Origin of the sequence: Polaribacter staleyi, assembly GCF_038024045.1 — a bacterium.
GTDB classification, from domain to species: Bacteria; Bacteroidota; Bacteroidia; order Flavobacteriales; family Flavobacteriaceae; genus Polaribacter; species Polaribacter butkevichii.
Genome location: NZ_CP150665.1, coordinates 3138515 through 3162500, shown reverse-complemented (window position 1 = coordinate 3162500; position 23986 = coordinate 3138515). Strand labels below are relative to the sequence as shown.

Below are 23986 nucleotides of genomic sequence, written 5' to 3'. Positions count from 1 at the left end.
GTCAGAGTTGCCTCCATTGCCCAATATTCCTCACTGCTGCCTCCCGTAGGAGTCTGGTCCGTGTCTCAGTACCAGTGTGGGGGATCTCCCTCTCAGGACCCCTACCTATCACAGTCATGGTAAGCCGTTACCTTACCATCTAACTAATAGGACGCATAGCCATCTTTTACCAATAAATCTTTAATTAATTAATCATGCGATTAATCAATACTATGGAGCATTAATCTTCATTTCTAAAGGCTATTCTCCAGTAAAAGGTAGGTTCTATACGCGTTACGCACCCGTGCGCCGGTCGTCATCTGTGCAAGCACAATGTTACCCCTCGACTTGCATGTGTTAAGCCTGCCGCTAGCGTTCATCCTGAGCCAGGATCAAACTCTTCATTGTATATTTTAAATATTTTAATGAATAAGTTTCAAAAGAATTTTACATTAATCTAATAATGTGGTCATTCTACTCTTTAATTACGCTGTCAATTTCAATATTTTCAATGAACTTTGCCGAGTCGGAAATGACAAGTTTTAACACTCTATCAATCCCCTTTTAATCTCGAACTTTGTAGAAACGTTAGAATCGAACTAACTGATTTTTTTTTAAATCATTCCAAATTTTCTCTGATCGTTTTTGCTGTATTTCTTAGCGGCTGCAAACATACAAACTATTTCTAATCTGACAATAAAAAAAATAAAGTTTTTTTTTATTTTATTTTGCTTGTGAAAAATGCTGAACTTTTTGCCGAAAATTTCGGACTGCAAACATACAACGTTTTTTACAAAGAAACCTCATAAAAATGAAAGTTTTTTGATAAAATTTTCATAACTTTATCAGCTTAACTCCTTAATTTTTAATCCCTTTACAACTCCTCAATGAACGAAACTAACGAAGCAATATTGCTGTTAGCGGGTGCAAACTTACAACTCATTTTTAATCTAACAACTATTTTTTAACCCTTTTTTTTTGTTTATTTTACATACTTCTCCTAATTATTTTGTTTCTAGCAAGTTACATGAAATATTTTTTAGTTATTTTTTTAAGGATCTTGGGTTTTAGGTGGGGTTTGGGGATAGTTGCTACTTTTTAAAACATAATAGTATTAAAAACGGGAAAGAGTGTACGCTGAAAATTTAGTCTAAATAGGTTTGAAATAACTTTACTTGGTTACTTGGATTTGTTTTTTTGCTTTTAAATAAGGTCGGTAAATAATTGTTTTTTAATTTTAATACAACGAAAATTATGAAAAAGGTCTCTTATAGATGGAGTAGAAACTTTGTAAATAGAATTAAACCTAAAAAAAACGGTTTTATACAAAGCTTCAATTTGCTCAGAAGCTTAATTTACTAGAATAAAGGGATTGCTTCGTGCCTCGCAATGACAGTTTTTTTTACATGAAGAACAAATAGGTGTCTATTTGTTAAAATTGCTCTTTGTAAGCTTGTTTCCTTCTTGCTAATTAAAATTACAGGCTTTGTGTTAGGGATTGAAACGGCATCCTTTTTGCTTTTCGCAAAAAGATATAGTGGAAAGCCCGACCTTTTTTATTCTATAAGTTTATTTGAATTGCAAAAGTGTACCTATATATAAACCCTACTCTTTTTTATATCTCAACAAAAAAAGGGAACATCCAAATGGAAATTTATACGGATACTTTTTGAAATAGCCAACTTTCATTGCATTTTTAATGACTGAAAGAAATGAAATGTTAAAACAAGTTCCGCATGACATGTATTACTCTTTATAGACCGAATTTGTATGAATGTTGTATAAAAACAAGTATGACTGAGAACTTAAACGATTATTTAGATTACATAAAGTTACGATATATTCTAGAAAAAGGCGATAACGAATTGATTATAAACAAAAAAAGCTGACTTATAAAGTCAGCTTTCTCTTATTGTACAGGCGGAGAGACTCGAACTCTCACACCTCGCGGCACTAGATCCTAAGTCTAGCGTGTCTACCAATTCCACCACGCCTGCAACTTTACCATTAAATTGGGGTGCAAATATAAACAATAGTTCGAAACTGCAAAGCAGTTCATAATTATTTTTCTACTTTTGATGAAGAAATAAAAAATATCTTTAATGAATACAATTAAATCTTATATAAAAGACAACAAAGAACGATTCTTAAATGAATTGATTGACTTACTTAAAATACCTTCTGTAAGCGCTGACTCTGCCTACAAAAAAGACGTTTTACTAACTGCCGATTTTGTACTTGAAAGCCTTAAAAAAGCAGGATGTGAGAAAGTAGAAATGTGTGAAACACCAGGGTATCCTATTATTTACGGAGAAAAAATTATTGATAAAAACTTACCTACAGTGTTAGTTTACGGTCATTATGACGTGCAGCCAGCCGATCCTATTGAATTATGGACCTCTCCTCCTTTTGAACCAGTAATTAAAAAAACAGAAAATCACCCAGAAGGAGCAATATTTGCTCGTGGTGCTTGTGATGATAAAGGACAAATGTATATGCATGTAAAAGCATTAGAATACATGACATCTACCGGAAACTTACCTTGTAACGTAAAATTTATGATTGAAGGTGAAGAAGAAGTTGGATCTGAAAGTTTAGCTTGGTTTGTACCAAGAAATACCGAAAAGTTAGCCAATGATGTTATTATAATATCTGACACTGGTATGATTGCCAACGATATTCCTTCAATTACTACAGGTTTACGTGGTTTAAGCTATGTAGAAGTAGAAGTTACAGGACCAAATAGAGATTTACATTCTGGTTTATATGGTGGGGCAGTTGCAAACCCTATTAACATCTTAACCAAGATGATTGCTTCTTTACATGACGAAAATAATCATATTACTGTTCCTGGTTTTTACGACAATGTGGAAGAGCTATCTACAGAAGAAAGAGCTGAAATGGCAAAAGCCCCATTTTCTTTAGAAAACTACAAAGAGGCTTTAAAAATTGATGAAGTATATGGTGAAAAAGGATACTCTACTAACGAACGTAACTCTATAAGACCTACTTTAGATGTAAACGGAATTTGGGGCGGTTATACTGGAGAAGGTGCAAAAACGGTAATTGCTAGTAAAGCTTACGCAAAAATTTCTATGCGTTTAGTACCTAATCAGGATTGGAAAGAAATTACACAATTATTTAAAAAACACTTTGAAAGCATTGCTCCTAATGCCGTAAGAGTAAAAGTAACACCTCATCATGGAGGACAAGGCTATGTTACTCCAATAGACAATATTGCATACAAAGCAGCAAGTAAAGCTTATGAAACTACCTTTGGTAAAACACCAATTCCACAAAGAAGTGGTGGTAGTATACCAATTGTAGCATTATTTGAACAACATTTAAAAAGTAAAACTATTTTGATGGGTTTTGGTTTAGATTCTGACGCAATTCACTCTCCAAATGAACACTTTGGCGTGTTTAATTATCTGAAAGGAATTGAAACAATACCTTATTTTTATAAATACTTCACAGAATTATCAAAATAAAAATCTGCTTTTGAATAAATGAATTTTTATTTAAGACTTAATCTGTTTTTCATATAACAATTCTTTGACAAAACAACGTATAAGGGGCATTACCACTCTATATTTTATAAAAAAACAACTTAATAATACAACTTAACAGCTATAAATTACTTTGTAAATTTCGATTTAAAATGATCCAACATTTATTATAGGGAAAGTATTGTTTGTATATACAAAAAATATTGTAAATTTGCAATCAAAATCACAGTTATAATTAAAAACAAAAAAAATGAAAAGATTAATTTTAGGGGCATTATTAATAGGTTCCGTTTTTCAATCAAGTGCGCAAGATTTTAACAAATGGTCTATCGATGTTGGAGCAGGTGTACAAACAATTGTAGGTTCAGTAGCACCTGGATATGGAACAAACAATCCAGATTTCTGGCAAGCAAATATAGGAGCTAGATATATGTTTAACGAAAGATTTGGTTTACGTTTAGATTTAGGTTACAACAATATTAGTGAAGCTAGCGGTAACAACCCTTTTAAATCTAACTATTACAGAGGAAGTATAGAAGGAGTTATAAATGCTGGTAATCTTTTAAACTTTAGAAGCTGGACGAAAGACTTTAACTTATTAGTGCATGCTGGTGGTGGAATCTCTAGATTATATTCTTCAGAGCCAATAGATACTGATGCTGATAAAATGCGTCAATTAATTGCAGGTGTAACACCTCAGTTTAAATTATCTAATCGTGTTTCTTTATTTGCAGATGTATCTGGAATAAGTAATTATTACCAAAACCGTTCTTTTGATGGTACAACTACAAGTAAAAAAAATGGAATCAGTGGTGGAATTGTTAACTATTCTATTGGTGTAAACATTGCTTTAGGTAAAAATGAGCAACATGCAGACTGGTACTATTCTGATGAAGAATTAGCTACAACTACTGAATTAGAAGAATTAAGTAACCGTTTAAAAACTGCAGAAACTGAAATTGCAGCTTTAAAAGCAAAAGACATTACTAAAGAAAAACTTGTTTCTGAATTAGATACTAGATATGCTAAAGCAGGAAATGAAGGAACTAAAAATGTAGATTTTGCTAAGCAATTAATTGACAACGGTTATGTAAACGTTTATTTTGATATTGACAGAGCTAACGTTCAAACTGGTTCTACAAGTGCAATCAACTTCTTAAAAACATACTTAGAAAATAATTCTTCTGCAAAAGCTGAATTAATTGGTTATGCTGATGAAACTGGACCAGAAGGTTACAACAAATTTTTATCTGAAAAAAGAGCTAAAACAGTATACAATATTTTAGTTGATGCAGGTGTAGATGCTAACAGATTATCTTATAAAGGTGACGGTGAAGACACTACTGCAACTTCTACTGCTAGACAATTAGCAAGAAGAGTAGCTATTAGAATTCAAAAATAATAAATAGTTCGTTACATATTTTATTATAATAGAACAACCATCAACAATTTATTTGTTGATGGTTGTTTTTTTGTACCTATAAATTATTTATTTTAAGAAAACCCTCACTCGTCTACAATTAAGAAATAATTTAAAATAAACGAGTAATTAACAGCTACTAGAGAATGTTTAAAAGACTCTTAGCTAATTTCCTTCAAACCCACAACAGAAAGCAGCAAAATTCAGTAATAATAGCTCTCTATCCCTAAAAAAAGCACTCCACACTATTTTAAAATAGATATAAATAATTCTATTGTAGTTTAATCATAAAAAAAATAGTCATAAAAACAATTCGAAAACTTCGAGATGTTTTTATGACTATTTTAAAGAATCATTAAACTAGATTCTAATGTTATGTGTCCGTAAATAAACCTGTATTAGATTTCTACTTAACTTTACACAAGTTCTAAGTAAAACCCCAGCCTTTATGGTATAAAAGATTACTCTTTTTCTGCCATCTTTTTAACGTAATCTGTAATAATTACAATTTGAGTTGGCCCAACTTTACCCTCAATATATTTTGCATTTTCGTGATCTAAAGAAATTCTACGTACCGCAGTTCCTTGTTTTGCAACCATACTAGATCCTTTTACTTTTAAATCTTTAATTAAAACAACAGAATCACCTGCTTCTAAAATAGCACCATTTGCATCTCTGTGAATAATTTTTTCGCTATCATCTAAATGATCTCCAGATTCTTTTGCAAAACGTAAATCATCATCCTCTAAATACATCATGTCTAACAAATCTTGTGGCCAACCTTCTTTTCTTAAACGAGAAAGCATTCTCCAAGCAACCACCTTTACAGCTCTGTGCTCACTCCACATAGAATCATTTAAACAACGCCAATGGTTTGCATCTGTTTGACCTGGATTATCAATTTGAGTTACACAAGTTTCACAAGCCAGTAAACTTCCATCTACACCTCCACCACCTGTTAAGCTTGGTTTTACTTCATATATAGATAAATTATCTTTTGAAGCACATAATTCACATTGATTTCCACTTCTACTTTCTAGGTCTTGTTGTAAACTCATAATTTTTTATTTTAATTCTGCAAAAGTACATTATTAAATGAAAAAAGCTAATTAATTCCCAATTAACTACACCATAAATTAAGAATTTGATAAAATTTTAACTTTGAGCTATTTCCTGCTTTCACTACTCGCTTTTTTCACCCCAAAAGGGGATAAAAAAGAGCTCAAACACGCCGTTCAATCAGGGCTAGACTTGTTTTCTTGCTTTTAGGTTTTTAGAAACTAATTGTTTTTTCAATTTCTTATTATAGATTCCTAATGCGCAGGAATGACAAAGCATTATTGTCATTTCAAAATGAGATTTTTTTAGCGATTAAGAAATCTCATTTCACATAGACGAATAACCCGTATATAAAATGAGATTGCTTCGTAAACTCGCAATGACAGTTCATTATTCAATTTCTAAAGAAGTAAATGAAAAAGAAGTTCCATCAAACAAACCTTTGTCTGATAATTTTAAAGACGGAATTACCAACAACGCCATAAAAGACAAGCTCATATAAGGAGCACGTAATTTACTACCCATTTGTTTTGCCATAGCATCTAATTCTGCATAAGATTTCCCTATTTCTTCTGCAGATAAATCAGACATGATTCCGGCAACGGGTAACGAAACTATTTTTTCTTCGGTTTTATTTACAGCACAAACTCCTCCTCTATTTTCTATAATAAGGTTTACGGCTTTACAAATATCCTCATCAGACACTCCAACCGCAATTATATTATGAGAATCATGACCAACAGAACTTGCAATAGCACCTTCTTTAATTCCAAAGTTTTTAATAAATGCAATTGCTGGCGCATCATTTTTATAACGATTTACAACCGTCATTTTTAACACATCTGTTTTTGTATTGGAAACTAAATTCCCATCTACAATTAAAGAATTGGCTTCAATTTTATTGGTTACTAATTCGCCATCTAAAGCCTCAATAACTCTAATTTTTTCTAAAGATGATTCAAATCTAAAATCAGATACTTTCTTTTTATCGGTATTAAAATTATTCAACACTTCAAAAGGAACAGATTCTACAAAAGACTCGCCATTTTTAGCAACCAATTCTCCATTAATATAAGTCTCTAAAACATTGAATTTCTCTAAACTATCTACCAAAATAAAATCGGCATCATCTCCTTTTTGTAAGAAACCAACATCTAAATTATAATGTTTGATAGGATTGATACATGCTGCCTGCAATACTTTAAAAACATCGATTCCTTTAGCAACCGCTCTTTCACAAAGTTGATTGATATGTCCTAACAATAAATCATCCGGATGTTTATCATCCGAACAAAACATCATGTTTTCGAAATGAGTTGGTAATAGATCTATTAAAGCTTCAAAATTTTTGGCTGCAGAACCCTCACGGATAATTACTTTCATCCCTTTTTGCAGCTTTTCTAAAGCTTCATCATAAGAAAAACACTCGTGATCTGTAGAAATTCCGGCTGCAATATATTTGGTAACATCATCTCCTCTTAAACCCGGAGCGTGACCATCAACTGGTTTGTTATTGTTTTTAGCATGTTGAATTTTTGCTAAAACCTCAGCATCATCAAACAAAACCCCAGGGTAATTCATCATTTCTGCCAAATATTTGATATCTGGGTTTTCCATCATCAATTTAATATCATCAGCATCTATAATTGCACCAGCACTTTCAAAAGAGGTTGCAGGCACACAACTTGGTGCCCCAAAATTAAATTTCAACGGAACTTTCTTTCCGTTTTCAATCATAAATTCTACACCTTTTACACCTAAAACATTGGCAATTTCGTGTGGATCGGAAACAGTTGCAACTGTACCGTGTTTTACCGCTATTTTGGCAAATTCTGAAGGCACCAACATAGAACTTTCTATGTGAATATGCGCATCTATAAACCCTGGTAAAATATAATTTTCTTGGTGGTGATTTACTTCTTTTACAGAAGATATTTTTCCGTTTACAACTTCTACTTCTCCTTTAAAGATTCTTTTGTTTTGTATATCAACAATATTTCCTTGTACAATCATTTTGCTTTCTGTTTCTAAAACAAATTTACAAAGAATATTAGGTGCCTTAAAGTTTATTTAGGATAGATTACTTGATGTAAAGGGACATCAAACTCATTAGAGTCTTCAATTTGGTAAATAGGTTTAAAAAAGTTTACCCCAATAAATTGTGCCTGATCTGTACATTTTGATAAAAAACGATCGTAATAGCCTTTTCCGTAACCTACTCTATAATTTAATTCATCAGATATTAAAAGCGGAACAAAAATAAGGTCGAGTTCCTTTTCATCTACCTCAACTGCATTTATAGGTTCTGGAACTCCAAATTTATTCAACTCTAAAACAGTATCTTCTTCTAAATAAAAATGAGAAAGTGTGTCATCTTTAAAATTACATCTACTAACTACAATTTTTATATGTTTCTTTCTAAAAAAATTAATAATTGGCTGTGTATCTATCTCATTAAATTTCCTCATAGAAAGAAATAAATGCACATTTTTAACACTCGAAGTATCTAAATTATAAATTTGTTGATAGATGTTTTCTTGAAACGATGCAACTTCATGTTCCGTTAAATCTATACGTTTTTGCTTATAAATTTCTCTAAGTTCTTCCTTTTTCATTATACAAATTATCTACGTTTACTGGTAATGCTATCTACTGTTATTACTCGAAAGGTTTTTGAATTTACGGTAACTCTAATAGCGTGATGCTCATTAGAAACATAAAAATTCTTTCCTTTTTTTAGGTAGTTTTCTAAAGAGGTTTCTTCTAATATTCTTTTAATAAGCAGTTCACTTTCTGCATTAGAAAAATTAGTTTTCAACTTCTTGTTTATCCTTTCGTAAACCAATTTTGTGTAACAATGATTCTTTACAATTTCTTCTTTATGCAACTTCATAAGGTACTTAACAATTCTTTTTGTTTTTTAGTCAAACCTTTTACCACCAATTCATAAGAATGATTTATCAATTCTCTTACTAAATCGTCTGAAACATCACTTCTATTTACACTTACTGTATTCCAGTGTTTTTTATTCATATGAAAACCAGGAATAATACCTTCATATTCATCTCGTAATTCTACAGCTTTTTCTGGATTGCATTTTAGGTTTATTTTAGCCTCTGCTTTTTCCCAATGATTTAATCCGGTTAATAAAAACATTTTATGCATCACCTTAAAAACCAAGGTAGATTCATCAAAAGGAAAATGTTCTGTGACTCCTTTTTTTGCCATGCAAAAATCTCTTAATTGTTCTATGTGCATAAACTCTTTATTTTAAAATTGATATTATTACAATTTAAAAAGTATCTTTATCTATCAAATTTACAATTATTTTATATGACGGAAAATGATTTTTTAGACAATACTACTATTATCAAATATTCTCATAGTAATTATGAAAAAACTGATTTTGCTTCAGTTTCAGAAATTGATTTTCTAGAAAATAAAACAACTATAAAGTGGCTAAACACCTATGGCATTAAATTTCATCAGGCCTACAAGCAAGTCATTATTCAAAATAAATTAGACGATTTTTTAATAAAATTATTAAGTGATGAAGATCATCCTAACAAAGTAATTTTGTTAGATGATTTATTATTTGTAACCACACGTGTCTTAATTACTACAAGCAATAAATTAGATTCTGAACAAATGGTTTTTATTGTTTCTCCAACTTTTTTATGGTCTATTCAAGAAAAACCTGGTGATTATTTTAATTGGATTCGCGAGCGATTAGAAGGAAACAAAGGTATTGTTAGAAAGAAAAAAGCAGATTATTTATTGTTTTTGTTATTAGAATCTATTATTGATAATTACCAAGATACTTATGAAGAAAATGCCGAATTAAGTGCCGATAAACTAAATTCTACACATATTAAACCTACTCCAGAATTTACCTCTCTTGTAGAAAAAAGAAAACAAGAATTATTCAATTTTAAAAAAGCAACAATGAGTTTAAAAGACACTATTGTTAAGCTAGAAAAAATGGAAATTGATGGTTTTGATGTAAAATATTTTAGCGAATTAAAAGAACAAACAAATAATTTAATTTCTAATATCGATTTTGAGTTACAAGAATTAGAAAGTAAAATAAACTTAATTTTTAGTATTCAAGGGCATCGTTTAAATGAGGTAATGAAAACCTTAACCATTTTGTCTGTGGTTTTTATTCCACTAACTTTTTTAGCAGGAATTTACGGAATGAATTTTGATAACATTCCTGAATTAAAATATGAATATAGCTACTTTATTTTATTAGGTGTTATGGTGCTTATTACTATAATTTCTATTTGGTATTTTAAGCGTAAAAAGTGGTTTTAATCCTCTTTTTCAATAAAAAGCTTAGAAATAATTAAAATTAAAGACACCATACCAAAAATCAACAAAAACCACTTTCCCAAATGAATGGTTATATAAATTCCGAATCCCCTACTAGAATCACTTTCTTGTAATTTAAATAAAATTGAATTTACCTTATTAGAATTGTTTAGCACTAGATAGGACGTAAATGATAAAACAGACAATCCAAAAACTTTAATAAGTTTTAAATTAACTTTCTTCATTTAAAAACACCTCAAATTATTTTATAATTTTATACAAAATAGGTTTACTTGGCGTTGCATCATTTTCGAATGGTGCAATCATTAAATTTAATAAATACTCGCCATCATCAATACTATTTGGCACAAAAATAAACTCTGTAATAGTAGCATTCATCCTCATTTTACCAGAAGTGTTCCAAAAAATATTATGAACTTCTAATTTACCCCCATCTTTTTCTTTATCTACAGATGGCAAATCTATTAATAAGTGCTTAATTCCTTTTTCTACCAAATAACTAGCAGCTTCATTAGATAAATAAGGCGGATTTGTATTAAAGTATCTAGTTTCTTTTTTATCGGATAAATTTGGTAAAGTCCTAATTACAATAGCATCTCTTTTCTTATTTCTTAACGCTGTTTTTAACTGCTTTTCAGAAATTACAAAATCACTTCCTATTTTTTCTGGCGCAACTGTTACCAACTCCGCTACAAAAAAATAATGTTTTAAATTCTGATTTACAGAATGTACTTTTTTAGTAATATGCCCAACACATTCTGTATGTGTAATATGAGAATGTGGATTAAATTGTATGCTATTAAAGTTTACAACAGCTCCGTTAGCAACACTTACTTCGTAACCATCAAAAGATTCTGGCCCAATCTTAGGATCATCAATTCCCCAAGCATTTATATTATTTTTAGTGTTATCTATAGGGATCGAAATATCTATAGGTTCTGATACATTGATCTCTATCTTTCTGGAATTGTACTCTATAACCGCTTTCATATTTACCTAACTTATTTCAGTAATTTTTAATTTTACTACAAACTCAAATATAAGTTTTTATAATGGGATTTATACACTTAAACAAGACCTAATCTTAATATTTAACACAAATAAAAAGCTGTGAAAAACTAATTGACCATAAATAGATCAGACGAAATTCCGTCTGACAAGAACTTTCCCTTTTGAGTTGTTTTTAAAATTCTGTTTTCTAGCACCAATAACTCTTGTTGCAGATACTTTTTAGACTGATTTTCTAAATATTTTATATAATTTTCTCCAAAATCCTTTTCAATTTTATCTAAAGAAACTCCCCAAATAGTTCTTAAACCTGTCATAATATATTCATTATAACCATCCATTTTTGTTAACGTTTCTCTTTCTATAGGTAGTTTATTTTCTTGAATAGACTTAATATACTTGGTGTTATTTCTAACATTCCAACTTCGTTGAACACCATCAAACGAATGTGCGGAAGGACCAATACCCAAATAAGATTTACCCAACCAATAAGACGAATTATTTTTACTAAAAAAACCTTCTTTACCAAAGTTTGATAATTCGTAATGCACAAAATTTGCTTTGGCTAGTTCTTCAATTAAAATATAAAACTGCTCTTGTGCTTTTTCTTCGTCAATATTTTTAATTTTACCTTTTTTAATTAAGGTATCTAAAGCTGTTTTTGCTTCTACCGTTAAGGCATAACTAGATATATGTGGAATTCCAAAACTCAATGCCGTTTGTATATTTTCTCTCCATTCTTCATTTGTACAATCTGGAATTCCGTAAATTAAATCGACAGAAATATTATCGAAATATTCAGTCGCTATTTCAAGACATTTTTTTGCTTCGGATGAATCATGAGCACGATTCATCAGTTTTAAATCTTTCTCAAAAAAAGATTGAACACCAATACTCAGTCTGTTTATTGGTGATTTAGAAAGTTGTATAATTTTTTCTTCTGATAAATCATCAGGATTTGCCTCTAGCGTAATTTCTGGATTATCAACGACTGTATGATTTTGATAAACAGCATCAATTAAAGTTTGAATTTCTTCCGTATTTAAAACAGATGGTGTTCCTCCTCCAAAATAAATAGTCTCTATAACTGAATTTTCTAATTCGTATTTTCTAATTTCTATCTCTTTAATTAAAGACAAAATCATATCTTCTTTCTTCTTTAACGAAGTAGAAAAGTGAAAGTCGCAATAAAAACATGCTTGTTTACAAAACGGTATGTGTATATAAATTCCGGACATAAATTCAGTTATCTTTTATCAATTATCACGATTGCTTATTAATTCTAGTCGTTTTTAAAATTGAAAAAAGAATTCTCCCAATTTCATCTGCCTTTTCAAATAAAACATTAAAATCTTCCAAATCTAAATCATTACTATCTTTTAACAAATGCAACCAATACTTTGTTTCTAAACATTCTTTATACGCAATTGACATTTTAGCAGAAAAATCTGCCTTAGAAATAGCTCCATTAGCTTCAACTATATTAGCTCCAACTGAAGTTCCACTTCTTAACATCTGTTTAGACAAAACGTATTCTTTCTTTTCTGCCATTAACTTTTTGCTAAATTTTACAATTAACAATGCAAGGTCATAAGATTTATTCTGTAACGGATTATTGGGTAATTTCATTATTTCTGATAATTGATTACGGATAAATACTCATTGAAAATTTACTTTTTAACCCGTTTTTCATTTTGTTTTACAAAACTGGCCCAACCTGTATAGTTTTTTCCACCAACAACTTTACCTGAATTGTAAAAATGACAAACTGCAGCTGCCAAACCATCTGTTGCATCTAAATTTTTAGGCAATGTTTTTAAATTCAATAAAGATTTTAACATCAAAGCAACTTGCTCTTTACTTGCACTTCCGCTTCCGGTAACTGCCATTTTAATTTTCTTTGGCAAATACTCTGTAATCGGAATTTCTCTTGATAACCCAGCAGCCATAGCAACTCCTTGCGCTCTACCTAACTTTAACATCGATTGCACATTCTTACCAAAAAAAGGTGCTTCAATAGCAATCTCATCCGGATTATAAGTATCTATCAACTCTATGGTTCGTTCAAAAATGAGTTTTAATTTTAGGTAATGATCGTCGTATTTCTTTAACATCAATTCATTCATTTGAATAAATTCCATCTTTTTACCAAGAACTTTTATCAGTCCAAAACCCATAATTGTGGTTCCTGGATCAATTCCTAAAATAATTTTTTCTATCGCCAAACTGGTAGATTGTTTTTGTATGTATCACCAAAAATACTGATGATTATTTATTACTTTGCGAACCATGTACAATTCGCTTTCTTACAAATCTAAACAATTCTTTTGGTTGATAATAAAACTATCGATTGTAATTGGCTGCGGATATTTTATTTACATAAAACTGATTGAAAACGAACAATTAAAGTTTGCTGTTTTTTATCAGAATTTGACAAAAAACAACATTTTTACATTAAAAAACAGCATATTTCTGCTCCTTTTTACTTTTTTAAATTGGACTCTAGAAATCTTAAAATGGAAATATCTTGTAGGTTATGTAAAAAATATTTCTTTTTTAGAAGCATCAAAACAATCTTTAGCCTCCCTAACAACTTCTTTAATTACCCCTAACCGAATAGGAGAATACGGAGCAAAAGCATTGTATTTTGAAAAAAAACATAGAAAACAAATTTTAGGACTAAACTTGGTAGGCAACTTTTATCAAATGTTAATAACCTTATTTTTTGGAATTATTGGTTTTAGCTATTTTGTTTTTAAACATAGCGTTACTATAAATCTTACTCAATTTTTCAGTATTTTATTAATAGGAATATGTATAATCGTTGCTTTATTTTTTTTGATAAGACGCTTTAATTTTAAAGGATTTTCTTTTGAAAAAGTAAGAAATTTTATCAAAAAAATTCCAGCTTCACTTAACCGTAAAGTTGCGCTTATTTCATTATTGAGGTTTGTTGTTTTTTCTCATCAATTTTACTTTCTATTACTAATTTTTAATGTTGACATTTCTTATATAGACGCCATTTCTGCAATTTCGTCCGTTTATTTAATTGCTTCTACAATACCAATGTTATCTTTATTTGATGTTGTTTTAAAAGGGTCTGTAGCAATTTGGGTATTTCATTTTTTTAATATTGAAGCACTTATTATTTTATCTACCACAACCTTAATGTGGATTCTAAATTTTGTTTTACCTGCAATTATTGGTAGCTACTTTGTGTTAACTTTTAAACCTAATTTTACAAAATGATTTGGTTCTTGGTTTTTACATTCGTTTTCTATGCTATTTTAATTGGCTCGTTAGCAATCGGCTTTAAAAATATTGATGATTATATTCCTAAAAACACTAAACCTGAAACTTCTTTCTCTGTAATTATTCCATTTCGTAACGAGGCTAAAAACCTACCTCTTTTATTAAAATCAATTTCAGCATTAAACTACCCAAATAATTTGGTAGAATTTATTTTGGTTGATGATGCTTCTTCTGATAATTCTATCGAAGTCATTAATAGCTTCTTTTCTTTCATTCCGAATGAGGAACGAAGAGAAACCTTTAAAAATGCTACTAGAATTGATATTAAGGTTATAAAAAACGTAAGAATATCTAATTCACCAAAAAAAGACGCCATTACCACTGCCATAGCTACCGCAAGAAACAGTTGGATAATTACCACAGATGCAGATTGTATTTTACCCAAAAACTGGTTGAAAATTTTAGATAATTTTATTCAAAATAAAAACCCGAATATGGTAGTTGCTCCTGTAAACTACAAGGTTGAAAATAACTTTTTAGAACAGTTTCAGTTATTAGATTTTATGAGTATGCAAGGAACTACAATTGGTGGTTTTGGCATCAATTTTCCGTTTTTGTGTAATGGTGCTAATTTTGCTTATAAGAAAACAACCTTTTTAGAGTTAAATGGCTTTAAAGGAAACAACAATATAGCAAGTGGTGATGACATCTTTCTATTCGAAAAATTTATAAAAACTGATAAAAAAAGTGTTCGGTATTTAAAATCACAAGATGCAATTGTAACTACATTTCCTGTAAAAAGTTGGGTAAATTTGATGAACCAAAGAACAAGATGGGCAGCAAAAACAAGTAGTTTTAGTTCTTTAAGCGTAAAATTGATTGGTTTATTAGTTTTACTAACAAACGCATTTGTAGTGTATTCTATTTGCGTTTTACCGTTTAAAACGATGTTTGTTCTTTTTATGCTAAAAATGAGTATTGATTTATTATTATTCTTACCAACAATCAAATTTTTTAAACACCAAAAGAATTTTTATAAATGGTATGTTTTAGCTAGTTTATGGTATCCTTTTTTTAGTGTTTTTATTGTTTTTAAATCACTCTTTTTTAACTATAATTGGAAAGGAAGAAGTTTTAAAAAATAATATTTACACGATTATCAGTACTATCAATAGCAAATAATTTTAGCCCTGATTGAAACAATTGTTTGAGCTCTTTTTTATTCCTTTTTCAGGATAAAAAAAGCGAGTGTGGAAAGCAGGAAATAGCTTCTAAAAAACATCTTAAAACAAGGCACTCATAATATCTTCGGCCTTTAACCAAAGGATGATAACAACCGCTAAAAGCACTATATATAAGAGTCCTTTTGTAGGTTTAGACTCTCTTTTTCTACCAAATTTTCTTTTGAATTCCATTTTTAATATTGATGTTTTATTAGCTATCAAGGCAAATTTAGTTAATCTTACTAAATTTACGCAAACCAATAGACTGAAAACGGTTTACTGTACACTTTTTTTGGTTGCTCTTAACATTTCTCTTTTCCCTGGAGGCCCAGGCAAACGCTCTACTACAAACCCTACTTCTTGCATGGCTCTTCTTACGCTTCCTTTTGCTGAATAGGTAACTAAAATTCCGTTTTCTTTTAATGCCTCAAACATTTTTCTAAAAATTTCTACCGTCCATAATTGAGGTTGTACACGCGCACCAAAGGCATCGAAATAAATTAAATTAAAGGTATCTTTATCTTCAATGTCTTCAAAAAACTGTTTTCTTTTTGTTAGAGAAAAAGTAACAGAAATCTGATGTTTTTCTTCCCAAGAAACCTCGTGCATTTTTTTAAAAGCTTCGTTTTCTTTTTCTGCCTTTAAAATAGAAATAAAATTCATCTTTGTTACTTCTTCCGATGTAACTGGGTAAGCTTCTACACCCACATAATCTATCTCTTTTTTAGCTTCTAAATAAGTTATAAAACAATTTAAACCTGTACCAAAACCAATTTCTAATACAGAAACCTTGTCTGAAGGCACCATTTTTAACCCACTGTTTATAAAAACATGATAGGTTTCATTTATAGAACCGTTTTTAGAATGATATTGCTCATCCCAATCTGGTAAATGTATGGTAGATGAACCGTCTGAAGTTATTAGAATTTCTCTTTTCAAAATCTTAAATTGTTTAAATGATATTATTATTTCTTCATTAAAACACCATCGGCCTCAAAAGCAAATTCTGTTTTAGGTTCTGTTATTTTTGCTATTTCTTCTTTAGATTTCCCTGCATCTTCTGCATAATGTTGCAATTCTTTTACAGAAGTTTCTTTTACAAATGCTTTTCCATTTAAAACCACTTCTTTTCCTTTAGCATCTAAAGGCATAAAAAAACCGTAATCTTTAAAACGAACCATTGTTTCTGTTTTGTCATTTAAAGGAAGCTTCATCCAGCAACCTTTTTTAGAACATACTTCTTTAATTGTAGAAGCAAATTTTACATGAATAGTATCGCCTACTTTTAATTCTTTAAATTTAGACAAAAGCACTTCTGAAGTAATGGCTTTTTCTGAGGTTATTTGTTTGCCAAAAGATTGAAAAGCTAGTTCTTGTTTTTGTTTTTCTACTTCTTTATGCTCCTTTTTACAAGAGGTAAAAACACCCAAGATAACCAAACAAAACGGCAATAAATATTTCATATTTTCTAAATTTAACACGATTTCAACAAAAGTACATTTTTTAAAGAGTAAAAGCAATCATTTGTTCTATTGACAGATGAATATTTTATGTACATTTGTTATTCATCTCAATCAAAAAAGAATGAAATCTAATATAGAAATTCAACGTATAGAAAAATCGAAGATCGATTCTGTAGATTTTAACAACCTACCCTTTGGTAGTGTATATTCTGACCACATGTTAGAATGTGATTTTATAAATGGCGAATGGCAAACCCCTGTTATTAAACCATACGCTCCGATATCTTTAGATCCGGCTGCAAAGATTTTCCATTATGGACAATCTATTTTTGAAGGAATGAAAGCCTACAAAGATGCAGATGAAAACACCATGTTATTTAGACCTTTAGAAAACTGGAAGCGTTTAAATAAATCTGCAGAACGTTTGGTTATTCCTCACATTCCTGAAGATATTTTTATGGAAGGTTTAAAAAAATTATTAGAAGTTGATAATAACTGGATTCCTACAAACGAAGGAAGCTCTTTATACATAAGACCTTTTATGTTTGCTTCTGGAATTGGTTTTCATGCTTCTCCTGCTGATTCGTATAAATTTATAATTTGTACAGCTCCTTCTGGCGCTTATTTTGCTGGTAAAGTAAAAGTTTTAATTGAAGAAAAATATGCACGTGCTGCAAATGGCGGTGTTGGTTTTGCAAAAGCAGGTGGTAATTATGCAGCTCAGTTTTATCCTACACAATTAGCTATAGAAAAAGGGTATAATCAAGTAATTTGGACGGATGATAATTCGCACGAATATATTGAAGAAGCTGGCGCGATGAACATTTTTATCAGAATTAATGACACCTTAATTACAAGCCCTACTAGTGATCGTATTTTAAATGGAATTACACGTAAAAGTGTGATTCAGATTGCAGAAGACATGAACATTGACGTAGAAGTTAGAAAAATTACTGTTTCTGAAGTAATAGCTGCCGCACAAAGTGGTAGTTTAAAAGAAATGTTTGGGGCAGGAACTGCTGCAGTTATTTCTCCAATAGCTACTTTTGGTTATCATGGTACAGATTATGATTTACCAGAATTAGAAAACCCTTTTGCAGAGATTTTAAAGAAAGCTATTACAGATATTCAAACAAATAAAGCAGAAGATCCATACGGATGGAGAGTTGTTTTAGACTAAAAAAAATATTAAATATTTAATATACTAAAAGCATCAATTAATTTTGATGCTTTTTTTTATCTTTCAATTTTATTTCTAAATTATGAAACACATAGCGGCACTTTTATTTCTTTTCCTAATTTCTTGTCAAACTCCTAAAGACAAAGATAAAATTCTACCTTTAGAAAAAGGAAAGCAATACATTACAGTATTAGGAATTGCCCAAGACGGAGGCTACCCACATATTGGTTGTCAAAAAGAATGTTGCGCTAATTTTTACAATGGAAAAAGCAACAAAAAAAGTGTTGTTTCTTTAGGCTTGGTAGATCTAGATAACAAACAAAAATGGCTATTTGATGCAACACCCAATATGCATACACAATTAGCAACATTAGAACAACATCACCTAAAAAAAGAAAACCTTATTGATGGCGTATTTTTAACTCATGCTCATATAGGGCATTACACAGGTCTTATGTATTTTGGTAGAGAAGCTTTTGGTAAAAAAGACATTAAAGTATTTGCAATGCCTAAAATGAAAAGTTTTTTAAAAGAAAATGGCCCTTGGAGTCAATTAATTTCTCTTCAAAATATTCAACTGCAAAATTTACAACATGACGCTACCTTAGTGTTAAATAATAAAATAAAAGTAACCCCATTTTTAGTACCACATAGAGATGAATTTTCTGAAACTGTGGGATATAAAATAGAAGGAACACAAAAAACAGCTCTTTTTATTCCAGACATTGACAAATGGCATAAATGGAACCGCAATATTATTGACGAAGTTAAAAAGGTTGATTATGCCTTTGTAGACGCCACATTTTTAAATCAGAATGAAGTAAAACGAGCAATGACAGAAGTTCCTCATCCTTTTATACAAGAAACCATAGACGTATTTAAAAACGAAACGCTAGCAACTAAAAATAAAGTTATTTTTATTCACTTTAACCACACCAACCCTACTCTACAGAAGGATAGTAAAGAACGAAAAGAAATTGAAAAAATGGGATTTCGTTTTGCAAGTGAAGGCGATAACTATACACTATAAAAACGAGTGTTACTTCCCTCTTTTTTTTTAGTTTTTAAAACATAAAAAAAGACAAAAATATTTATTCTCTATTATTTTGTAAAATAATTATAACACGCTATTTGTCAATCAAATAAAATACAGTACATTTGCACTCCTTTTTTAAGGGAAAATTGATTATTAATAAACAAAAACTAATAGTGTAATTATGAACACATTAAGTTACAAAACAGTATCAGCAAACAGCGCTACCGTAAACAAGGAGTGGGTTTTAGTTGATGCAGACGGGCAAACGTTGGGTCGTCTAGCTTCTAAAGTAGCAAAGCTAATTAGAGGTAAATACAAACCAAATTTTACTCCTCACGTAGATTGTGGAGACAACGTGGTTATTATCAACGCAGAAAAAATTGTTTTAACTGGAAACAAATGGAGAGACAAATCTTACATTCGTCACACAGGTTACCCAGGAGGACAAAGATCGTTAACTGCAACAGAAATGTTTGAGAAAGATCCTACAAGATTAATCGAAAAAGCAGTAAAAGGAATGTTACCTAAAAATATTTTAGGAGCAGCTCTATACAGAAACTTGTATGTATATGCGGGTGGAGAGCACAAACAAGCAGGTCAAGAACCTAAAGCTATTAACCTTAACGATCTTAAATAATGGATATAGTACATAAAATCGGTAGAAGAAAAACAGCTGTTGCTCGTATTTATCTTTCTGAAGGAACAGGAAACATTACAGTAAACAAAAAAGATTATAAAAGCTATTTTACTACAGGTACTTTACAGTATAAAGTACAACAACCTTTAATGTTAACAGATAACTTAGAGTCTTATGACATTAAAGTTAATGTTTACGGAGGTGGTGTAACAGGACAAGCAGAAGCTATCCGTTTAGCTATTACTAGAGCTTTAGTTGCTATTAACGAAGAGCACAGATTAGTATTGAAACCAGAAGGTTTATTAACTCGTGACCCAAGAATGGTTGAACGTAAGAAATTCGGTCAGAAAAAAGCACGTAAAAAATTCCAATTCTCGAAACGTTAATCGAATACAGAATTTATTCTGTACTACATTATATCGAGAACTGTTATTATATTTTAATATTAAACAGTTTAGCATCTAAATAGTTAGGACTCGAAAGACTACCTAACTATTGATTTCAAAACAGAAAGTAAACACATTTAAGAAAATGGCAAACGTAAACATTCAAGAATTATTAGATAGTGGTGTACATTTTGGACACTTAACTAGAAAATGGAACCCAAACATGGCTCCATACATTTATACAGAACGTAATGGTGTTCACATCATCGATTTGTATAAAACAGCAGCAAAAATAGAAGAAACTTCAGAAGCTTTAAAAAAGATTGCTAACTCTGGACGTAAAATTTTATTTGTAGCTACAAAAAAACAAGCAAAAGATATTGTTGCAGAAAAAGCAAAAGCAGTAAACATGCCTTTCATTACAGAAAGATGGCCAGGTGGTATGTTAACTAACTTTGTAACTATTAGAAAAGCTGTTAAAAAAATGGCTCATATTGATAGAATGAAGTTAGATGGATCTTTTGATGCATTATCTAAAAGAGAAAAATTACAAATCAATCGTCAGAGAGAAAAATTAGAAAAGAATTTAGGTTCTATTTCTGATATGACTCGTTTACCTGGAGCATTATTTGTAGTAGATATTAAAAAAGAGCACATTGCTGTAGCAGAAGCTCAAAAATTAAGCATTCCTATTTTTGCAATGGTTGACACAAACTCTGATCCTAGATTAGTAGATTTTATCATTCCAGCAAATGATGATGCCTCTAAATCTATAGATAAAGTATTATCTTATGTTACTGATGCAATTGCAGAAGGTTTATCAGAAAGAAAAGCAGACAAAGAAAAAGTAAAAGAAACTAAAGAGGTTGCAGCTCCAAAGGCAGCTCCTGTAGTTGAAGAAGCAAAAGCTGAAGTTACTGAAACTCCTGCAGAAGAAAAAAAATAACAATCATTAAAAAATATACATAACATGGAAACAGTAAAGATTAGTGCTGCTGATGTTAAAAAGTTAAGAGAAGCAACTGGCGCTGGAATGATGGACTGTAAAAAGGCATTAGTTGAAGCTGCTGGAGACTTTGATAAAGCAATTGATATTTTACGTAAAAAAGGTCAAAAAATTGCTGCAAAAAGAGCTGATAGAGAATCTACAGAAGGAGTTGCAGTAACAAAAATTAACGCAGACAACACTGTTGGTGTTGCTATCGTTTTAGCTTGTGAGACTGATTTTGTTGGTAAAAACGAAGCTTTTGTAACTTTAGGAAGTCAATTTGCTGAAATCGCGTTAAATTATGCAGATAAAGAATCTTTCTTAGCTGCTGATTTTGGAGGAATGACTGTTGCTGATAAATTAATTGAGCAAACTGGTGTTATTGGTGAAAAGTTAGACATAACTGCTTTTGAAAAAGTAGAAGCTGCTTATGTTGGTGCTTACACTCACATTGGTAAAATTGCTGCTTTAGTTGGTTTATCTGCTGCTGTAGATAATGCTGATGTTTTAGCTAAAGACGTAGCAATGCAAGTAGCTTCTATGGGAGCAACTACATTGTCTTACAAAGATTTTGACCCTGCATTTGTAGCTGCTGAAACAGAAGCAAGAATTGCTGTGATTGAAAAAGATAATATTGAATTAGGAAGATTAGGGAAAACATTAAAAAATGTTCCTCAATTTATTTCTAGATCTCAATTATCTGAAGAAGTTTTAGTAAAAGCTGAAGAAGCTGCAAAAGCAGAATTAGCTGCAGAAGGAAAACCAGAAAAAATCTGGGATAGAATTTTACCAGGAAAAATGGAAAGATTTATTTCTGACAACACAACTTTAGATACAGAGCAATGTCTTTTAGACCAAGCTTTTATTAAAGATGAAAAGAAAACTGTTGCACAATATGTTCATACATATGGAGATGTTGAAGTAAGCACTTTTAAAAGAGTTACTTTAGGATAAACCTTACTGCAATTCTTGTTAATTATAAACTCTATTAACTTGAGTTAACAAGAAAATAAATTTTTAAAAACCTCACATTCTATAATTTTAGAATTGTGAGGTTTTTTTATTTCTAAGAAAAAGGAAACTCAAAAAAAAAGCTTAATTTTGCACAACTTTCAAAACAAACTATGCAATATAATAGAATTCTTTTAAAATTAAGCGGAGAAGCACTAATGGGTGATAGACAATATGGTATAGATCCTAAACGTCTAGCAGAATATGCAAAAGAAATAAAAGGAATAGTAGCTAAAGGTATTGAAGTTGCTATTGTAATTGGTGGTGGAAACATTTTTAGAGGAGTAGCTGGTGCAGCTAATGGTATGGATCGTGTACAAGGCGATCACATGGGCATGTTAGCAACCTGCATTAACGGATTAGCTCTACAGAGCGCACTAGAAGACCAAAATGTAGACACTCGCTTACAAACAGCTCTAGAAATTAAAGAAGTTGCAGAACCATATATCAAAAGAAAAGCGATTCGTCATTTAGAAAAAGGAAGAGTTGTTATTTTTGGAGCAGGTACAGGTAATCCATATTTTACAACCGATACTGCTGCTGTTTTAAGAGCAATTGAAATAGATGCTGATGCTATCTTAAAAGGAACTCGAGTAGATGGAATTTACGATGTAGATCCAGAAAAAAATAAAGATGCCATAAAATTCGAAAAAATTACTTTTAAAGACGTTATTAAAAAAGGATTAAAAGTAATGGATATGACTGCATTTACATTGAGTGAAGAAAACAACCTACCAATTATTGTTTTTGACATGAATACAAATGGAAACTTAATGAAATTAGTTTCAGGAGAAAAAATTGGTACTATTGTTGACTCTCTATAAACAGCATATTTTTAAAATTTACTTAAGATGAACGAAGAAATTGAATTTATACTAGATTCTGCTAAAGAAGCAATGAATAATGCTATTGAGCATTTAGTGAAAGAATTAAGAACTATTAGAGCAGGTAAAGCAACGCCTGCAATGTTATCTAACGTTATGGTAGATTACTATGGTTCTCAAACACCATTAAGTCAAGTAGCAAATGTTAACACACCAGACCCTAGAACTATCTCTGTGCAACCTTGGGAAAAAAACATGCTACAACCTATAGAAAAAGCAATAATGATTGCTAATCTTGGTTTTAACCCAATGAACAATGGTGATATTATAATGATTAACGTACCACCTTTAACAGAAGAACGAAGAATTGGTCTAGCTAAACAAGCTAAAGCAGAAGCAGAACACGCAAAAGTTGGTATTAGAAATGCTCGTAAAGATGCAAATAATGAAATCAAAAAAACAGACGTTTCTGATGATATGAAAAAAATTGCAGAAGACGATATTCAAAAACTTACTGATACTTTCGTAAAACAAACAGAAGAAAAACTGGCTGTAAAAGAAGTAGAAATAATGAAGGTTTAATAAAAACCTAAGCAATAAAAAGAGGGTGTTTCTTAACACTCTCTTTTTATTTGCACTACACACAATTTAACTACATTTTCGTAAATATAACTGA

General features: G+C 30.6%; 26 protein-coding genes, 1 tRNA gene and 1 rRNA gene (1 of these 28 only partly in view). 13 read left to right on the top strand and 15 right to left on the bottom strand.

The genetic code is table 11. The features are described from left to right. Together WHD07_RS13320 and WHD07_RS13315 are read right to left on the bottom strand one after the other, a co-directional pair. A 16S ribosomal RNA gene (locus WHD07_RS13320) occupies window positions 1-387 on the bottom strand (it extends 1131 nt beyond the left edge of the window). A 1507-nt stretch (window positions 388-1894) separates the two neighbouring features. Then, window positions 1895-1976 (bottom strand) — tRNA-Leu (locus tag WHD07_RS13315). Between the two features lie 105 nt (window positions 1977-2081). Here WHD07_RS13315 and WHD07_RS13310 point away from each other — a divergent pair. Then, window positions 2082-3470 (top strand): dipeptidase, encoded by a 1389-nt coding sequence (locus WHD07_RS13310; RefSeq protein ID WP_343328803.1) that lies wholly within the window; start codon window positions 2082-2084, stop codon window positions 3468-3470. 268 nt (window positions 3471-3738) lie between these two features. Further along, window positions 3739-4890, top strand: coding sequence for an OmpA family protein (locus WHD07_RS13305; protein WP_343328802.1), 1152 nt, complete (start codon window positions 3739-3741; stop codon window positions 4888-4890). A 479-nt stretch (window positions 4891-5369) separates the two neighbouring features. Here WHD07_RS13305 and WHD07_RS13300 read toward each other — a convergent pair whose 3' ends face one another. The 5 genes from WHD07_RS13300 to WHD07_RS13280 all read right to left on the bottom strand — a co-directional run bounded on the left by WHD07_RS13300 (window position 5370) and on the right by WHD07_RS13280 (window position 9225). After that, a complete protein-coding gene (locus tag WHD07_RS13300; protein WP_343328801.1) occupies window positions 5370-5966 on the bottom strand; it encodes a PhnA domain-containing protein in 597 nt (198 codons plus the stop codon). 391 nt (window positions 5967-6357) lie between these two features. Next, window positions 6358-7980: an adenine deaminase gene (ade, locus tag WHD07_RS13295; protein WP_343328800.1), complete on the bottom strand. Its 1623-nt coding sequence runs from the start codon at window positions 7978-7980 to the stop codon at window positions 6358-6360. A gap of 53 nt (window positions 7981-8033) precedes the next feature. After that, window positions 8034-8582 (bottom strand): 5-formyltetrahydrofolate cyclo-ligase, encoded by a 549-nt coding sequence (locus tag WHD07_RS13290; RefSeq protein ID WP_343328799.1) that lies wholly within the window; start codon window positions 8580-8582, stop codon window positions 8034-8036. An 8-nt stretch (window positions 8583-8590) separates the two neighbouring features. After that, window positions 8591-8860, bottom strand: a complete 270-nt coding sequence (locus WHD07_RS13285) for a DUF3781 domain-containing protein (protein ID WP_343328798.1) — start codon at window positions 8858-8860, stop codon at window positions 8591-8593. Next, complete coding sequence (locus WHD07_RS13280; RefSeq protein WP_343328797.1) at window positions 8857-9225, bottom strand: MmcQ/YjbR family DNA-binding protein; 369 nt, start codon at window positions 9223-9225, stop codon at window positions 8857-8859. Before WHD07_RS13280 ends, WHD07_RS13285 begins: the two co-directional genes overlap by 4 nt. A gap of 75 nt (window positions 9226-9300) precedes the next feature. Between WHD07_RS13280 and WHD07_RS13275 the strand changes: the two genes are divergently transcribed. Next, the gene (locus WHD07_RS13275; RefSeq protein ID WP_343328796.1) at window positions 9301-10284 is read left to right on the top strand and encodes a CorA family divalent cation transporter; all 984 of its coding nucleotides are present in this window, start codon (window positions 9301-9303) and stop codon (window positions 10282-10284) included. Here the strand turns inward: WHD07_RS13275 and WHD07_RS13270 are convergent. The 5 genes from WHD07_RS13270 to ruvC form a co-directional block, all read right to left on the bottom strand. Next, a complete protein-coding gene (locus WHD07_RS13270; RefSeq protein WP_343328795.1) occupies window positions 10281-10526 on the bottom strand; it encodes a hypothetical protein in 246 nt (81 codons plus the stop codon). The two genes, WHD07_RS13275 and WHD07_RS13270, sit on opposite strands and share 4 nt — an antisense overlap. Window positions 10527-10542: 16 nt before the next feature. Beyond that, window positions 10543-11292 carry a cyclase family protein gene (locus tag WHD07_RS13265; RefSeq protein WP_343328794.1) on the bottom strand — a complete coding sequence of 250 codons (750 nt, stop codon included), beginning with the start codon at window positions 11290-11292 and terminating at the stop codon, window positions 10543-10545. A gap of 128 nt (window positions 11293-11420) precedes the next feature. After that, the gene (gene hemW / locus WHD07_RS13260) at window positions 11421-12548 is read right to left on the bottom strand and encodes a radical SAM family heme chaperone HemW (RefSeq protein WP_343328793.1); all 1128 of its coding nucleotides are present in this window, start codon (window positions 12546-12548) and stop codon (window positions 11421-11423) included. A gap of 25 nt (window positions 12549-12573) precedes the next feature. Then, window positions 12574-12939: a four helix bundle protein gene (locus WHD07_RS13255; protein WP_105049417.1), complete on the bottom strand. Its 366-nt coding sequence runs from the start codon at window positions 12937-12939 to the stop codon at window positions 12574-12576. Window positions 12940-12980: 41 nt separating this feature from the next. Beyond that, window positions 12981-13535, bottom strand: coding sequence for a crossover junction endodeoxyribonuclease RuvC (ruvC, locus tag WHD07_RS13250; RefSeq protein ID WP_343328792.1), 555 nt, complete (start codon window positions 13533-13535; stop codon window positions 12981-12983). 106 nt (window positions 13536-13641) lie between these two features. Here ruvC and WHD07_RS13245 point away from each other — a divergent pair, with 106 nt between their 5' ends. Together WHD07_RS13245 and WHD07_RS13240 are read left to right on the top strand one after the other, a co-directional pair. Continuing rightward, on the top strand, window positions 13642-14559 hold the full coding sequence (locus WHD07_RS13245; protein ID WP_343328791.1) for a hypothetical protein: 918 nt from the start codon (window positions 13642-13644) through the stop codon (window positions 14557-14559). Next, window positions 14556-15707: a glycosyltransferase family 2 protein gene (locus WHD07_RS13240; protein WP_343328790.1), complete on the top strand. Its 1152-nt coding sequence runs from the start codon at window positions 14556-14558 to the stop codon at window positions 15705-15707. The genes WHD07_RS13245 and WHD07_RS13240 overlap by 4 nt, the downstream gene beginning before the upstream one ends. Before the next feature lie 138 nt (window positions 15708-15845). On the opposite strand, the gene WHD07_RS13235 is transcribed toward WHD07_RS13240, so the two are convergent. The 3 genes from WHD07_RS13235 to WHD07_RS13225 all read right to left on the bottom strand — a co-directional run bounded on the left by WHD07_RS13235 (window position 15846) and on the right by WHD07_RS13225 (window position 17248). Next, a complete protein-coding gene (locus tag WHD07_RS13235) occupies window positions 15846-15977 on the bottom strand; it encodes a hypothetical protein (RefSeq protein ID WP_262510182.1) in 132 nt (43 codons plus the stop codon). Between the two features lie 84 nt (window positions 15978-16061). Continuing rightward, window positions 16062-16724, bottom strand: coding sequence for a tRNA (5-methylaminomethyl-2-thiouridine)(34)-methyltransferase MnmD (gene mnmD, locus WHD07_RS13230; RefSeq protein ID WP_343328789.1), 663 nt, complete (start codon window positions 16722-16724; stop codon window positions 16062-16064). A gap of 26 nt (window positions 16725-16750) precedes the next feature. Then, a complete protein-coding gene (locus WHD07_RS13225; protein ID WP_343328788.1) occupies window positions 16751-17248 on the bottom strand; it encodes a DUF4920 domain-containing protein in 498 nt (165 codons plus the stop codon). 121 nt (window positions 17249-17369) lie between these two features. Here WHD07_RS13225 and WHD07_RS13220 point away from each other — a divergent pair, with 121 nt between their 5' ends. The 8 genes from WHD07_RS13220 (at window position 17370) to frr (ending at window position 23892) form a co-directional block, all read left to right on the top strand. Next, window positions 17370-18428, top strand: coding sequence for a branched-chain amino acid aminotransferase (locus WHD07_RS13220; RefSeq protein WP_105049423.1), 1059 nt, complete (start codon window positions 17370-17372; stop codon window positions 18426-18428). Window positions 18429-18510: 82 nt separating this feature from the next. Further along, window positions 18511-19458 carry an MBL fold metallo-hydrolase gene (locus tag WHD07_RS13215; protein ID WP_343328787.1) on the top strand — a complete coding sequence of 316 codons (948 nt, stop codon included), beginning with the start codon at window positions 18511-18513 and terminating at the stop codon, window positions 19456-19458. A gap of 187 nt (window positions 19459-19645) precedes the next feature. Continuing rightward, complete coding sequence (gene rplM / locus WHD07_RS13210; RefSeq protein ID WP_068449531.1) at window positions 19646-20101, top strand: 50S ribosomal protein L13; 456 nt, start codon at window positions 19646-19648, stop codon at window positions 20099-20101. Continuing rightward, window positions 20101-20487, top strand: a complete 387-nt coding sequence (gene rpsI, locus WHD07_RS13205; protein WP_343328786.1) for a 30S ribosomal protein S9 — start codon at window positions 20101-20103, stop codon at window positions 20485-20487. The genes rplM and rpsI overlap by 1 nt, the downstream gene beginning before the upstream one ends. 145 nt (window positions 20488-20632) lie before the next feature. Further along, window positions 20633-21433: a 30S ribosomal protein S2 gene (rpsB, locus tag WHD07_RS13200; RefSeq protein WP_105049426.1), complete on the top strand. Its 801-nt coding sequence runs from the start codon at window positions 20633-20635 to the stop codon at window positions 21431-21433. 24 nt (window positions 21434-21457) lie between these two features. Continuing rightward, the gene (gene tsf / locus WHD07_RS13195) at window positions 21458-22429 is read left to right on the top strand and encodes a translation elongation factor Ts (protein WP_105049427.1); all 972 of its coding nucleotides are present in this window, start codon (window positions 21458-21460) and stop codon (window positions 22427-22429) included. Between the two features lie 170 nt (window positions 22430-22599). Then, entirely contained in the window at window positions 22600-23310 is a 711-nt protein-coding gene (gene pyrH, locus WHD07_RS13190; RefSeq protein WP_105049428.1) for a UMP kinase, read from the top strand. 27 nt (window positions 23311-23337) lie between these two features. Next, window positions 23338-23892: a ribosome recycling factor gene (gene frr / locus WHD07_RS13185; protein ID WP_343328785.1), complete on the top strand. Its 555-nt coding sequence runs from the start codon at window positions 23338-23340 to the stop codon at window positions 23890-23892. The last annotated feature ends 94 nt before the right edge of the window (window positions 23893-23986 follow it).